Here is a 13,930-nt window from a genome sequence, read left to right as displayed (position 1 = left end):
GACGGACTCGCGGTAGCTGCGCGGCTCAGGCCGGGGGAAGAGGTCGGGGCGCCGTGGCGCGGGTGCGCCACAGTCGTGAGAGGCGACCCAGCCAGCCGATCTGCAGGCGCGCCGGACGGACCAGGATCAGCGCCACATTATCGCCGTTCTCGCCGCCACGGTTGAGCGCCACGCTCAGCGCCTGCGTGGCGGCTTGCGCAAGATCCGGCTGCGCGGCGTACTGCGCCAGCTCGTGCTCGGACAACTGCTCCCACACGCCATCGCTGCACAGGGCGAAGCTCTGCCCCGCCCTTAGCGTGGCCCAGCCGTGGTCGACCTGCGGCTGCAGGTCACCGCCGAGGCCGCGCAGCAATTCGTGCTGGTCGGCCGCCCGTGCTGCGTCGCGGGCGCTCAGTTCGCCCCGCCGCACCCGCGCCTGGACCACGCTGTGGTCTTCGGTGCAGCCAAGCAGGCGGCCACGCTCGAACCGATACAGCCGGCTGTCGCCGACATGCGCCCAATAGGCGCTGGTGCCCTTGAGCAGCAGCGCCACCACGGTGGCGTGCGGGGCCGCATCGGTCATTCCCTGGCCGCAGCGGCGCAACGCCAGGTGAGCGTCCTGGCAAAGCTGCTCCAGGAACAGGGCGCCGGGCAGCACCTGCCAGCTGCCGCCCTGCCACAACGTACGGGCTACCGCGACCACGCCGGCGGACGCCAGCTCGCCCGCACCGTCGCCCCCCATGCCGTCGGCCAGCACCAGCAGCCGGGTATGCGAGGCGGGGTCGTGCAGGCAGACCAGGTCGTCCTGCTGACTGGGGCGCCCGCCACACGCCCGCCCTGCGCCGAGCCGGGTCGCATCGGCACCCTCGCACGCCGCGCTGTCGATCGTTCGATCCATGCCCACCGCACCTCCTGTCCCACCGCATCGTGCCGCCAGGGCTCCTGCCCCGCCGCAGTGTAACGGCTGTCTGCCAGGCCACCGGCCGCCGCCGAGGGCCACCACCGCAGCGACGCGACCAAGCGCCAATGGCGGGCCGCGCGCCATCCGGCATAGACTGCCGGTCCACGGGGGTTTCACCAGGGTCTGTCATGGATGTTGAGCCGCAAGGTCGGGGACGGTCGCCAGTGCCGCATGGCGCGGCCGCCCAGGCACAGGACGCATGGTCCGGGCGCGCGCGCCGGCTGATCGAGCGTTGCCGCACGCTGAGCGTGGACTGGCTGTCGCGACCGTTGCGCGTATGCCTGGATGATCTCGAGCGGCAGCTGTTCGTGCTGTCGGAGAATGCCCACGATCCATTCAACCAGCAGCGCCACTTCAACGTGCGCTTGCGGCTGTTGCGCGAGCGGCCGACGCTGGAAAAGCGGTTCATCGAGCAGGTCAGCAGCGCGTTCCAGTCGCTGGGCGCGCCGGCCCCGACGCCAGCGGACAACCCCGTCGGCCAGCCGCTGAGCCTGGTCGATCAGGCCGACCACGAAATGACCGTGGCACTGGACAAGCTGGCCTCGCGTGGCGAGGCCCGTGGCGGCGCGGCGATCTACGAACTCGGTTATCGCCTGGCGGTGCTGGTGGCCGCGCCGCCGCTTGAAGCGGGCGAGCTGCCGATGGGGCCGCTGACGCTGGCCAAGGCATTGCGCGAAGCGGTCAGCACGATGGAGCTGCCGGTCGAACACGACCTGTTGCTGCTCAAGTGCCTGGAGAACGCCTTGCTGCCGGAGCTGCCCCGGTTCTACGGCATGCTCAACGAGGTGCTGCAGAAAGAGGGCATCCTGCCGCAGCTGCGGCCCTATCCGCTGCTGCGTACGCCGGTGAAGCCGGCCCGTGCCGGCGGCAACGCCGAGCCGGCGCGGGCCGAAGCCGCCGCCACCCCGGCTGCGTCGGCCGCGGCGGCGGGTGCGCCGAATGAACCGATTGCGGTGCTCGACAGCCTGCGCGAGTTGCTGGCGCGCCGGCGCAGCGGCCAGACCACAGTGGGCGGCGAAGTCGCCGAGGTGGCCACCGCCGACGAACTGCAGACGGCGCTGTCGGCCCTGCAGCAACACCTGACCCAGGTGACCGACAAGGCCAGCCGCGAGTTGCGCAGCGCCCAGCTGCTGCGCGAGGAGTTGCTGACCCAGCTCAATGCGGGCAAGCCCCCCGGCGCCGCGCGTACCGGCCTCAGCGCCGAGCAGGGCGATACGGTGGAGCTGGTGGCGATGCTGTTCGAGCAGCTCTCGCGCCAGCTGCAGCAGGGCGAGGAAACCCATGCGCTGCTTGGCGGCCTGCAGCTGCCGGTGCTGCGCATGGCGGTGGGCGATCGCAATTTCTTCGAGCAGAAGGAGCACCCGGCGCGCCAGTTGCTGGGCACCGTCACCGAGGTGGCACACGAGTGGCTCGATGACTCCGGCAGCGAAGCGGACCGCAGCCTGCGCGCCAAGCTCGAGCAACTGGTCGAGCGGGCCAGCCGGGAACCGCCCAGCGCCGGCCTGTACACCACGTTGCTGGCGGACATCCAGCAGCATCTGGCGCTGCTTTCGCGCAAGGCGCAGACCGCCGAGCGACGACACGTCGAAGCCATGCAGGGCCGCGAGCGGCTCGACCAGGCGCGTCAGCGTGCCAGCGCGCTGATCGGCGAGCGCTTCGCCCAGGCACCGCCGCGCGGGCTGCTGCGCGCCCTGCTCGACCGCGCATGGTCCGACGTGCTGGCGTTGACAATCCTGCGCCACGGCGAAGACAGCGACGCCTTCGCCAGCCAGTTGCTGATCACCGACCAGCTGCTGGGGCGCAAGCCGGTCGACGATCGGGCACACCTGCAATCGGAGGTGGAAACCGGCCTGCAGCAGATCGGCATGCATCACGAGGAAGCCGCGCAGGTTGCCCAGCGCCTGGCCAATCCTGGCGAAGCCGCCATCCCCGCAGCCAGCGGCGAGACGCTGAGCACCACCGACCTGGCGATGCGGCTCAAGCAGCATCAGCGACTGGGCGAACAACATCCGCCCACGGCGGCCGTGCCAGCCGCTTCGGCCGAACCGGCGGAGCTGGCGGCCAACCCGGCCGAGCCGGCGCCGACTCCCGGTCGGCGTGCGCCTGCCGGCGTCACCGCGGCCAAGCGTCCGCAGCCGCGCAGCCAGCCGGTGCTGGACCCGCGCGAAGTGGAGCTGCAGGAGCGGCTGCGCCTGCTGCCGTTCGGGCGCTGGTTCGAATTTACCGACCCCAAGACCGGCAAGCTCTCCCAGCGCAAGCTCGCATGGTTCTCGCCCGTGTCCGGGCAGACCCTGTTCGTCAACCGTCGCGGCGTGCGTGCCGACGACATGACGTTGCCGCAGCTGGCCCACGAGATGGTCAAGGGCCGCGCGCGCGAGCTGACCGAGGTGAAGGAGTCGCTGCTGGACCGCGCCTGGCGCACCCTGACCGGCAGCCTGCTGCGCCCGCCCGGCGGCGGTCGCCCGTCCTCGAGCCGAGTCGGAGCCTGATCCCATGAACAGCCAGTCCGCCTCCAACGAGCAGCGACGCGCCCTGCGCAAGCGGGTCAATTTCACCGCTGCGGTCACCGACATGATCAGCGGCCAGCCGATGGGCTTCCTAGGCAATCTTTCCGCCGGCGGCATGCTCCTGATCTGCGCGCGCGCGCCGCGCCCCGACGCGATCTATCAGGTACAGCTGCCGCTGCACGGGCTGGAGGCACAGCCGCAGACGATCGAAGTGGGCGTGCAGGCGCAGTGGTACGACCCCGGCTCCGCGCCAGGCCAGATCTGGGCCGGGTTCCGCATCATCGCGGTGTCACCGAAGGATTCGGCAGTGATCGACCGCTGGATCGCGATGGCGCCGTAAGGCGTCCGCTTCACGCCTCGTCGGCGCGCACGCGCGGCGGGGAAATTTCTCGCTGCTACGGAGCCATGGCGCGTGCGCGGGTGGCGCGCGCGGGCGAGGGTTGCGATCATGGGCGGCGACCCGGCGCGCCGTTGTGCGCCTCGCCCCATCCGTCGGGCGCCCTGCCGGCACGCTTCCAGCTGCCGACGACCGATGCGCCCCCACCGGCCAAGGAATCCCATGACCGCTTCGCTCGCTCCGCTCTACGCCCAGCATCTGGCCACCCTCACCCGGCGCGCCGACGAGGCACTCGCCCGCGGCGGCTTCGATCACCTGCTGATCGCTGCCGGCATGCCGGGCGTGAAGTTTCTCGACGACAATCACTACCCGTACGCCGTGAACCCGCCGTTCAAGCACTGGCTGCCACTGACCCGCGTGCCGGGCAGCTGGATCGCCTACACGCCGGGGCAGCGACCGAAACTGGTGTTCCTGCAGCCGCGCGACTACTGGCACGTGGTACCCGAGGCGCCCAGCGGCTACTGGGTCGAGCACTTCGACATCGTCACCGTGCGCAGCGCGGAAGAGGCGATCGCCCAGCTGCCTCGGCAGAACGCCGCGGTGATCGCCGAAGCGTGCCCGCCCATGGACGGGTTACAGGCGAACAATCCTCAGCCCGTGCTCGACTACCTGCACTACTACCGCGCGTACAAGACGCCGTACGAACTGGCGCTGATGCGCGAGGCCAGCCGCATCGGTGCGCGCGCCCACCGGGCCGCCGAGCAGGCGTTCCGCGCCGGCGAGAGTGAGCTGGGCATCCACCAGGCGTATCTCGCCGCGGCCGGCCAGACCGACGCCGAGCTGCCCTACTCCAGCATCGTGGCGCTGAACGAGCACGGCGCGGTGCTGCACTACATGGACTTCACCCGCACGCCGCCCGAGGCGTCGCGATCACTACTGATCGATGCCGGCGCCAGCGCCAGCGGCTACGCCAGCGACATCACCCGCAGCCATGCCGCGCACGGTGCCGATGAGTTCCAGGCGTTGATCGATGCGATGGACGCCGTGCAGCAGCGCCAGGCGGCCAGCGTGCGCGCCGGCGTGGATTACGCCGCGCTGCACGTGGCTGCGCACCACCAGCTGGCCGAGGTGCTGCGCACGCACGGGTTGATCCGCATGAGTGCCGAGAGCGCGGTCGAGAGCGGCGTCACGCGGGCCTTCTTTCCGCACGGGCTGGGTCACTCGATCGGCCTGCAGGTCCACGACGTGGGCGGCTTCGCCAGGAACGACCGCGGCGAAACCGTGGCGCGACCGGACGGCCACCCGTTCCTGCGCATGACGCGCACATTGGAACCGGGCATGGTCGTGACCATCGAGCCGGGCCTGTACTTCATCGACATGCTGCTGGACGAAGTGCGCCAGACGCCGGCGTCCAGGGACATCGACTGGGACCGCGTGGAAGCGCTCAAGCCCTACGGCGGCATCCGCATCGAGGACGACGTGGCGTGCACCGAGGGCGACCCCGAAAACCTCACGCGTGACGCTTTCGCCCAGCTCGGCTGAAGACCCGCGACGGCGGTCGCGGCATGGCCGCGACCGTCGCCGTCAGGCGCCGACAAGCTCAGTGGTAGCCCGCATCATCGGCGACCTTGCCGCGGAACACGCGGTACGAGTACACCGTGTACGCCAGCACCGCGGGGATCAGGAACGCCGCACCGACCAGCACGAACCCCTGCGAACTCGGCGGTGACGCCGCTTCCCAGATGGTCAGGCCGGGCGGCACGATGTTCGGCCAGATTCCGACCACCAGGCCGATGAAGCCCAGCAGGAAAAAGCACAGTGCCAGCACGAACGGCTGCGCATCGCGCTGCTTCACCACCGAGCGCCACAGCATGACCGCCGTGAGCGCGGTGAGCAGAGGTACCGGCGAAAGGTAGAGAAAATGCGCGCCGGTGAACCAGCGCCGCATCAGCGCCGAGTGCAGGTAAGGCAGCGAGGCGCTGACCAGCAGCATGAACACGATCACCGCCACCATCAGCGGGCGCGTCAGGTCGAACGCAATGCGCTGCAACCTTCCTTCGGTCTTGAGGATCAGCCAGGTCGCGCCGAGCAGCGCATAGCCGCAGACCACCGCCACGCCGGTCATCATCGCGAACGGGCTGAACCAGTCGAATGCGCCATGCAGCTGCCCCGGCGCCAGCGGGGTGATGCCATCGACCAGCGCACCGAGGATCACACCCTGGGCAAATGCGGCAAACACCGACCCCAGATGGAACGCCACGCCCCACAACCAGCGCGAGGTGTGCGCCTTGAAGCGGAACTCGAACGCCACGCCGCGCAGCACCAGTGCGATCAGCATCAACAGGATCGGCAGGTACAGCGTCGACAGCACCAGCGCGTAGGCCTTGGGAAAGGCCGCCAGCAAGCCGGCGCCGCCGAGCACCAGCCAGGTCTCGTTGCCGTCCCAGATCGGCGCAGCGGTGTTCATCATGTGGTCGCGCTGGTGCTCGTCGTCGGCAAAGGGCGTGAGGATGCCCAGCCCAAGCACGAAGCCGTCCAGCAACACGTACATCATCACGCCGAAGCCGATGATGAAGTACCACACCACGGGCAGCACGGTAGCCAGATCCATCGGTCAGCCCTCCATCGAATCGCTGGGGGCAGACAGCGGGCGCGCCGGCGTGCGGCGATCGCTGCCGTGTACCGGCGTCGCCGGCACATGCTGCGGCGCCGTCACCGGGCCGGTACGGAACAGCTTGACCAGGTAGTACAGGCCGGCGCCGAAGATGCCCAGGTAGACGACCACGAACGTCGCCAGCGAGGCCAGCACGCTGCTCACCGGCAGCGGCGTCAGTGCCTCGGAGGTCCGCGTCAGGCCATAGACCACCCACGGCTGCCGACCCACCTCGGCCACCCACCACCCGGTCAGCACGGCGACGAAGCCGGACGGGATCATCGCGACCCACGCGCGCAGGTACCACCGCTTCTCCAGCGTGCCCCGGCGCCACCGCCACAGGCCGATCACCGCCAGCGCGAGCATGGCGAAGCCCAGCCCGACCATGATGCGGAACGAGAAGAACGGGATCTTCACCGGCGGGCGCTGGTCCTTCGGGAAATCCTTCAGACCCTTGACCTCGCCGTGCAGCGAGTGGGTGAGCAGGATGCTGCCCAGCTGCGGCACGTCCACCGCATAGTGGTTGGTTTCGTTGGCCTCGTCGGGCCAGGCGAACAGGGTCAGCGGCACGTCGCCGCGCGTCTCCCAGCGCGCCTCGATCGCGGCCAGCTTGGCTGGCTGGTTCTCGCGCACCTCCAGGCCCGACAGGTCGCCGATCACGATCTGCAGCGGAATCACGATGGCGAGGAACGCCAGCGCGAGCTTGAGCATCGCCCGCGACTTGTCCGCGAAACGATTCTTGAGCAGGTAGAAGGCCGACACGCCGCCGATCACCATCGCGGTGGAGATGAAGGCCCCCATCACCATGTGCGGCAGGCGCACCGGAAACGACGGATTGAAGATGACCTTCATCCAGTCGTCCGGAAAGAACACGCCGTCCTTGATCACGTAGCCGGCCGGCGTCTGCATCCAGCTGTTGGCCGACATGATCCAGAAGGTGGAGATCAGCGTGCCCAGCGCCACCATGCAGGTGGCGAAGAAATGCGTGCGGTCGCTGACCTTGCGCCAGCCGAACAGCATCACGCCGAGGAAAGTAGCCTCTAGGAAGAACGCCGTGAGCACCTCGTAGTTGAGCAGCGGGCCGATGACGTTGCCCGCGACCACCGAGAATCCCGACCAGTTGGTACCGAACTGGAAACTCATGACGATGCCCGAGACCACGCCCATCCCGAATGCCACGGCGAAGATCTTCAGCCAGAAGAAATAGAGGTCGCGCCAGAGATCCGTGCGTTTGACCAGCCACACCCCTTCGAGGAACGCCAGCCAAGACGCCAGCCCGATCGAGAACGCGGGAAACAGGATGTGGAACGACACGACGAAGGCAAACTGCAGTCGTGACAGGAATTCAGCCGTCAACATGATCGACACCTCGTGAGGTCGTGCTGCAACGCAATATACGCCCGCGCATGGAGGGCGGTTGCGCTGCGCGACGAAACGCCGTGCGTCCATCGGCCACGTTGAAGCGACCGGCACGGGCGAGACGATGTCGGCGTAGTCTTGCCTCTCCGGCGTGGAGATCACATGAGAAGTCGCGAGGCAGCGTCCGACCCTCAGCAGCACCGACACCGCCGGTCCACCGGTTTCGGCCATGCGCGACGGCCGGTGCGCCTGCTGCTGGAACTGGCGCCCGTGCTGCTGGCCAAGCTGGTCGCGGCGCTGCTGCTGTGGTGGCTCGCGTTCGGCCACGCGCAGTGAGCCAGCGCGCCGTCAGCGCGCCGCGAGCAGGGCCTCCAGCGCCTCGGGCTCCTTCGGCACCGCCGCCGTGAGCACCTCGCAGCCGCGGCGCGTCACCGCCACGTCGTCCTCGATGCGGATGCCGATGCCGCGCCAGCGCTCGGGCACGCTGCGGTCGTCCAGCGGCACGTAGATCCCGGGCTCCACCGTGACCACCATGCCCGGCTCCAGCACACGGGGCTCGCCGTCGACGCGGTAGTCGCCCACATCGTGCACGTCCAGGCCAAGCCAGTGCCCGGTCTTGGCCGGAAAGAAGTGTCGGTAGCTGCCGGTGGCGACGGCGACCTCGGCTCCCCCCTTGAGCAGGCCGAGCGTGCACAGCCCCTCGGCGATCACCTGCACCGCCGCCGCATGCGCCGCACTGAACGGGCGCCCCGGACGCACCTCGTCGATCGCCGCCAGCTGGGCGGTCAGCACGATGTCGTAAAGCGCACGCTGCTCGCGCGAGTAGCGCCCCGCGACCGGAAAGCTGCGGCTGATGTCCGACGCATAGCAGTCCACTTCCGCGCCCGCGTCGATCAGCAACAGCTCGCCGGCGTCGAGCCGCGCGCGGTTGGCGGTGTAGTGCATGGTGCAGGCGTTCGCGCCGGCAGCCACGATGGGCGGGAACGCCGCCACCGCGCCACGCAGCCGCATCGCGCGCAGCAGCTCGGCCTCTACTTCGTATTCATGGCGGCCCGGCATTGCCACCTGCATCGCCGCCAGGTGTGCCTCGGCGGCGATCGCTGCCGAAGCGCGCATCAGCTTCAGCTCGGCCGGCGACTTGAACAGGCGCAGGTCGTGCAGCAGGTGCCCGAGCGCCACGAACTCCTTCGGCACCACGCCACCGCCGCGCAGCTGGCGCAGGCGGCGCATCCAGCCCAGCAGTTGCGCATCGAACTGCGGTTCGCTGCCGAAATGGCAGTAGACGCGGGCGCGACCCTCGATCATGCCCGGGAGGATGTCGTCGATGTCCTCTACCGGAAAGGCATCGTCCATGCCGTATTCGGCCACCGCACGCTCGGTGCCGATCGACGCGCCGTGCCAGCGCTCGTGCTCGGCATCGCGCTCGCGGCAGAACAGCACCGCCTCGCCGTGCCGGCGCCCGGGCAGCAGCGCCAGCACCGCGGCCGGCTCCGGGAAGCCGGTCAGGTAATGGAAGTCCGAATCCTGCCGGTATGGCCAGGCGGCATCGGCGTTGCGCATGCGCTCCGGCGCGGCGGCGACCAGCACCACGGCATCCTCGCCGGCCATCTGCATCAGCTGGCGGCGACGGCGGGAAAATTCGGCCGGCGTGATCAACGCGGGCGGATCAATGCACGGTATCGTTGCCGGCCGCCGGGTCGCCGGCGCACTCGGTCTGCAGCAGCATTGCGCCGACCCGCACGAACTCGTGCAGCTCGATCAACGCGTCCTCGTCGTCGGCTTCGTTTCCGAGGTCGAGACTGGTGGCGGCAATGGTGCCCAGGTCGCGCAGAATCTCCCGGGCCTCCTCGGACAGGTTCGCATGCGCGTCCGTGCCGGCCAGGCCGAATCCGCCGAGGAATCCCCGGCACCACTCCACGGTAGCCTCCGCGCGCTCGGCCAGCGGCCGGTCGTCGGCCGGCAGCATCGGCTCGAAGCCCAGATCCGGATCCGCCAGCTGACTGCCCGCCTGCACCGAGAGCCGCTCCAGCAGCGCGGCGTCGGCCGGCGCCGGGGCCGGTGCCTCCCCATCCAGATGCAGCAGCGAAAGCAGCGGCTGCCTGCCCACCCGCCCGCCACCGGCCAGGTAGCCGCAGAGCGACCCGTGCAATTCGCTGGCGCTGGTGCCGAGCTTCAGCCGGTGGATCAGGTCGTCAAGATCGTCGAATTCGACGTGCGTGCGGGCCGTCATGGCGGGCTCCTTCAAGGTCAGGCGCGCAGTCTAATGCCTGTCCCTCCGCACAGCGGCACGGGCCACGGTTTTGCGTCTGCGTGCTGATATAGTTCCGGCCCATGAGCACGCCCGACCTCCAGCAGGAACTCGCCGCATTGAACCAGCAGGCCGACCGGCTGATCGAGCTGGTGCGGCGGCTGTCGGAGGAGAACCGCAGCCTGCGCCACAGCCAGGAGCAGCTCTCCAGCGAGCGCGCCGGACTGATGGCCCGCAACGAGCAGGCGCGCGGTCGGGTCGAAGCGATGATCCAGCGCCTCAAGGCCCTCGAGAGCAACAACTGACATGAGCTCCTCCGCCAGCGAACCGGTTGCCCTGCGCCTGATCGACCGGGAGTTCCTGATTGCCTGCGCACCGGAAGAGCGCGAAGGCCTGCTCGAGGCAGCCGGCTATCTGGACCGCAAGATGCGCGAGCTGCGGGCCAACGCCAAGACGCCGGGCTTCGACCGCCTGGCGGTGCTGGCCGCGATCAGCGTCACCCACGAGTACCTGGGCTTGCGCAAGCAGCACTCCGGCGCCGACCAGAGTGTCACCGACGGCCTCGCCGCATTGCGCCGCAAGCTGGAAGCAGCGCTGGAACCGGCGCCGCCGCGCGGCTGAACTCGCGCTGGGCGGACGCACCGATAACAAGGCACGCGCCGCGCGTTGCTGATAAAATCGTCCTCGGCGTTTACTGCGGTGTGCGCCAGCACACTCTTACATTTGCCTTGTTCCTAAATACGGCCCCGGGTCGGTTTTATCCTGGCTGTTGTGCATGTCCGCCGCGTGCGGAAAGCCTCGAAGCCTTGATAGCCCTCCCACCTGATCCTCTTGGATCAAGGTCGTTTGGTGGGCAGCGGCATCGCGGTTGACGCCACCCCATGCCGCACCGGTCGATGCCATGCATCGGCCGGTGCAACGTCGGCGGCGCCCCTGTTGGCAGCCTCACTCGGAAACGTGCCCATGGATGCCACCGCCCAGCGACGCGAGCTTCGCCAACGTCTCGCCGAGCGCCGCCGGGCGCTCACGCCACAGCAGCGCATCGCCGCGGCCCAGGGCCTGCGTCGGAGCCTCGAGCAACTCCCCGAGTACCACACCGATGCCCGCGTGGCGGGCTATTGGGCGGTGAACGGCGAACTGGCTCTGAACCTGGTGATCCCTCCCCTGCTCGCCCGGGGGCAGCAGTTCCTGCTGCCGGTGCTGGGCAGCGGCCGGCAACTGCGCTTCGCGCCGTGGCAGGCAGGCGAGGCCGTGGAGCCCAATCGCCACGGCATTCCCGAGCCGGTCCATGTGACGGTCCCATTGGCGCCGTTCCAGCTGGATCTCGTCCTGGTGCCGCTGCTTGCTTTCGATCGTCGCGGACAACGGCTGGGCCACGGCGGTGGCTATTACGACCGCAGTTTCGCCTTCCTCAACGAGCAGACTCGCCCCACGGAGCCGCTGCTGGTCGGCATCGGCTACGACTTCCAGGAGCTCGACGCAATCGAGCCCGCGCGCTGGGACGTCCCGCTGGACTTCATCGCCACCGACCGCGAACTGATCGACTGCCACGCCGCCCCTCAGGAGACCGACGCATGAGTCCTGCGCGCATCAGCCACTGGCTGATGAAGTCCGAACCGGAAACGTTTTCCATCGACGATCTGCACGAACGCGGCGTGGAGCCCTGGGACGGCGTGCGCAACTACCAGGCGCGCAACTTCATGCGCGACGGCATGCGCAAGGGCGACAGCGTGTTCTTCTATCACTCCAACTGCGCCGAGCCGGGCATCGTGGGACTGGCGACCATCGCCTCGGACGCCTACCCCGACCCCAGCCAGTTCGATCCGAAGAGCGACTACTTCGATGCCGGCAGCAGCCGCGACAACCCGCGCTGGCTGCTGGTCGATGTGGCGTTCAAGCGCAAGCTCAAGCGCACGATCACGCTCAAGGAGCTGCAGGCCATGCCTGCTCTGGCCGACATGGCGCTGGTGCGCAAGGGCAACCGGCTCTCCGTGATGCCTGTAAGCGCGGCCGAATGGAAGACGATCCTCGCGCAGGAGTAGCGCTTCCGAGCGGCGCCGCGTCGCGCCTCCCTTTCCCGTCCCGGACCATTCCGCATGAGCAATGAAAAGAAACTCGCCGGCGAAGCCGCCATCCGCTTCGTCGAGAACGGCGCCATCGTGGGCGTCGGCACCGGCTCCACCGTGGCTTATTTCATCGATGCACTGGCCGACCTGCGCGATCGCATCCAGGGCGCCGTGTCGAGCTCGGAGCAGTCCACAGCGCAGCTGAAGAAGCATGGCATCGAGGTGCTGGACCTCAACAGCACCGGTCCGCTCACGCTGTACGTGGACGGAGCCGACGAATGCGATCGGCACAAGCGGCTGATCAAGGGCGGCGGCGCTGCGCTGACGCGCGAGAAGATCATCGCCCAGGCTAGCGAGAAATTCGTCTGCATCATCGACTCCGGCAAGCAGGTCGATCTGCTCGGTAAGTTCCCGCTACCGATCGAGGTGATCCCGATGGCACGCAGCCTGATCGGTCGCGAGATCGTCAAGCGCGGCGGCCATCCGGTCTGGCGCGATGGCGTGGTGACCGATAACGGCAACTGGATCATTGACGTGCACGGCTGGCAGATCGCCGATCCGGCAGCACTGGAATCGGACCTCAACCAGCTGCCGGGCATCGTCAGCGTGGGGCTGTTCGCGCGCAGGCCTGCCGATGTGGTGCTGGTGGGCGACCGGGAGATCTGACGAACTAGGGGGTGCTGCCGTGCCCGCTGCTGGCGCACGGCAGGCCGCAGCTACCGCCAGCATCAGGCAAAGAAAAAGCCCGCCGATTGGCGGGCTTTCTTTTTTATCGGGCCTACCGAGCCTTCAAACTCGGCAAACCGTGTGTGGCAGCCCCGGATGGATTCGAACCACCGATGCCTGAGTCAGAGTCAGGTGCCTTACCGCTTGGCTACGGGGCTATACAGCTAGATTAACGCTTGGAGAACTGGGTAGCGCGACGTGCCTTGTGCAGACCGACCTTCTTGCGCTCGACCTCACGGGCGTCGCGGGTCACGAACCCGGCCTTGCGCAGCGGCGTCTTCAGCGCTTCGTCGTACTCGATCAGCGCGCGGGCGATGCCCAGGCGGATGGCACCGGCCTGACCGGTGATGCCGCCGCCGGCAACCGTCACCTTGATGTCGAACTTGGCGGTGTTCTCGGTCAGCTCGAGCGGCTGGCGCACGATCATGCGCGAGGTCTCGCGGCCGAAGAACTGCTCGAGGGTCTTGCCGTTCACCTCGATTGCGCCGCTGCCCTTGCGCAGGAACACGCGGGCGGCGGAGGTCTTGCGGCGGCCGGTGCCGTAATTCTGCTGAATCGCCATGAGGTTTCCTTAGAGTTCCAGCGCCTGCGGCTGCTGTGCGGTATGCGGATGTTCGGCGCCGCCGTACACCTTGAGCTTGCGGTACATCGCGCGGCCCAGCGGGTTCTTCGGCAGCATGCCCTTGACGGCGATCTCGATCACGCGCTCCGGGTGCGTCGCCAGCAGGTCACGAAGGTTCGTGGTCTTCAGGTTGCCGACGTAGCCAGTGAAGCGGTGGTACTTCTTGTCGTCCAGCTTGGCGCCGGTGACGGCCACCTTCTGCGCGTTGACGACGACGATATAATCGCCGGTGTCGACGTGCGGGGTGAACTCCGGCTTGTGCTTGCCGCGCAGGCGGCGCGCAATCTCGGTGGACAGACGACCGAGCGTCTTGTCCGTGGCGTCGATCACGAACCAGTCGCGCTTGACGCTTTCCGGCTTGGCGCTGAACGTTTTCATTTCGGAATACCTGTGTGCCGCCACGAGGGGCGGTAAGCGAAATCGGGTAGAACAAAGGCGCGAGATGATAGCGGAGCTTTCATCCATCGCACAA

16 protein-coding genes, 1 tRNA gene and 1 other RNA gene are annotated in these 13,930 nt (G+C 68.5%); 10 read left to right on the top strand and 8 right to left on the bottom strand.

What is annotated here, in order from left to right; translation table 11 throughout:
• Positions 1–25 precede the first annotated feature (25 nt).
• Positions 26–877: a PP2C family protein-serine/threonine phosphatase gene (locus VFG40_RS03025; RefSeq protein WP_324894750.1), complete on the bottom strand. Its 852-nt coding sequence runs from the start codon at positions 875–877 to the stop codon at positions 26–28.
• A 191-nt stretch (positions 878–1,068) separates the two neighbouring features.
• On the opposite strand from VFG40_RS03025, the gene VFG40_RS03020 reads away from it, so the two are divergent.
• From VFG40_RS03020 to pepQ, 3 genes are all read left to right on the top strand, one after another.
• Positions 1,069–3,429 (top strand): DUF1631 family protein, encoded by a 2,361-nt coding sequence (locus VFG40_RS03020; RefSeq protein WP_324894748.1) that lies wholly within the window; start codon positions 1,069–1,071, stop codon positions 3,427–3,429.
• 4 nt (positions 3,430–3,433) lie between these two features.
• The gene (locus VFG40_RS03015; protein ID WP_324894746.1) at positions 3,434–3,787 is read left to right on the top strand and encodes a PilZ domain-containing protein; all 354 of its coding nucleotides are present in this window, start codon (positions 3,434–3,436) and stop codon (positions 3,785–3,787) included.
• 219 nt (positions 3,788–4,006) lie between these two features.
• Positions 4,007–5,326, top strand: a complete 1,320-nt coding sequence (gene pepQ, locus VFG40_RS03010) for a Xaa-Pro dipeptidase (RefSeq protein ID WP_324894744.1) — start codon at positions 4,007–4,009, stop codon at positions 5,324–5,326.
• Between the two features lie 58 nt (positions 5,327–5,384).
• Here the strand turns inward: pepQ and cydB are convergent, their stop codons facing one another.
• Entirely contained in the window at positions 5,385–6,395 is a 1,011-nt protein-coding gene (gene cydB, locus VFG40_RS03005) for a cytochrome d ubiquinol oxidase subunit II (protein WP_324894742.1), read from the bottom strand.
• A 3-nt stretch (positions 6,396–6,398) separates the two neighbouring features.
• A complete protein-coding gene (locus VFG40_RS03000; protein ID WP_324894818.1) occupies positions 6,399–7,793 on the bottom strand; it encodes a cytochrome ubiquinol oxidase subunit I in 1,395 nt (464 codons plus the stop codon).
• 165 nt (positions 7,794–7,958) lie between these two features.
• Between VFG40_RS03000 and VFG40_RS02995 the strand changes: the two genes are divergently transcribed.
• On the top strand, positions 7,959–8,132 hold the full coding sequence (locus tag VFG40_RS02995; RefSeq protein ID WP_324894740.1) for a hypothetical protein: 174 nt from the start codon (positions 7,959–7,961) through the stop codon (positions 8,130–8,132).
• A gap of 12 nt (positions 8,133–8,144) precedes the next feature.
• Here the strand turns inward: VFG40_RS02995 and VFG40_RS02990 are convergent, their stop codons facing one another.
• The gene (locus tag VFG40_RS02990) at positions 8,145–9,410 is read right to left on the bottom strand and encodes an aminopeptidase P N-terminal domain-containing protein (protein ID WP_324894816.1); all 1,266 of its coding nucleotides are present in this window, start codon (positions 9,408–9,410) and stop codon (positions 8,145–8,147) included.
• A gap of 52 nt (positions 9,411–9,462) precedes the next feature.
• Positions 9,463–10,026 (bottom strand): UPF0149 family protein, encoded by a 564-nt coding sequence (locus tag VFG40_RS02985; RefSeq protein ID WP_324894738.1) that lies wholly within the window; start codon positions 10,024–10,026, stop codon positions 9,463–9,465.
• A gap of 101 nt (positions 10,027–10,127) precedes the next feature.
• On the opposite strand from VFG40_RS02985, the gene VFG40_RS02980 reads away from it, so the two are divergent.
• From VFG40_RS02980 to rpiA, 6 genes are all read left to right on the top strand, one after another.
• Entirely contained in the window at positions 10,128–10,349 is a 222-nt protein-coding gene (locus VFG40_RS02980; protein ID WP_324894736.1) for a TIGR02449 family protein, read from the top strand.
• 1 nt (position 10,350) lies between these two features.
• A complete protein-coding gene (locus VFG40_RS02975) occupies positions 10,351–10,665 on the top strand; it encodes a cell division protein ZapA (protein ID WP_324894734.1) in 315 nt (104 codons plus the stop codon).
• Between the two features lie 67 nt (positions 10,666–10,732).
• A non-coding RNA gene (ssrS, locus tag VFG40_RS02970) (6S RNA) lies at positions 10,733–10,919 on the top strand.
• An 88-nt stretch (positions 10,920–11,007) separates the two neighbouring features.
• Entirely contained in the window at positions 11,008–11,622 is a 615-nt protein-coding gene (locus VFG40_RS02965; protein WP_324894732.1) for a 5-formyltetrahydrofolate cyclo-ligase, read from the top strand.
• The gene (locus VFG40_RS02960; protein ID WP_324894730.1) at positions 11,619–12,086 is read left to right on the top strand and encodes an EVE domain-containing protein; all 468 of its coding nucleotides are present in this window, start codon (positions 11,619–11,621) and stop codon (positions 12,084–12,086) included. Before VFG40_RS02965 ends, VFG40_RS02960 begins: the two co-directional genes overlap by 4 nt.
• A gap of 54 nt (positions 12,087–12,140) precedes the next feature.
• On the top strand, positions 12,141–12,776 hold the full coding sequence (rpiA, locus tag VFG40_RS02955; protein WP_324894728.1) for a ribose-5-phosphate isomerase RpiA: 636 nt from the start codon (positions 12,141–12,143) through the stop codon (positions 12,774–12,776).
• A 144-nt stretch (positions 12,777–12,920) separates the two neighbouring features.
• Here rpiA and VFG40_RS02950 read toward each other — a convergent pair.
• From VFG40_RS02950 to rplM, 3 genes are all read right to left on the bottom strand, one after another.
• Positions 12,921–12,994 (bottom strand) — tRNA-Gln (locus tag VFG40_RS02950).
• Positions 12,995–13,005: 11 nt separating this feature from the next.
• The gene (rpsI, locus tag VFG40_RS02945) at positions 13,006–13,398 is read right to left on the bottom strand and encodes a 30S ribosomal protein S9 (protein ID WP_324894726.1); all 393 of its coding nucleotides are present in this window, start codon (positions 13,396–13,398) and stop codon (positions 13,006–13,008) included.
• 9 nt (positions 13,399–13,407) lie between these two features.
• On the bottom strand, positions 13,408–13,836 hold the full coding sequence (rplM, locus tag VFG40_RS02940; RefSeq protein WP_324894724.1) for a 50S ribosomal protein L13: 429 nt from the start codon (positions 13,834–13,836) through the stop codon (positions 13,408–13,410).
• Positions 13,837–13,930 lie beyond the last annotated feature (94 nt).

Origin of the sequence: Dyella sp. (assembly GCF_035685805.1) — a bacterium.
GTDB lineage: Bacteria > Pseudomonadota > Gammaproteobacteria > Xanthomonadales > Rhodanobacteraceae > Dyella_A.
This window is presented reverse-complemented; position numbering and strand designations above follow the sequence as displayed.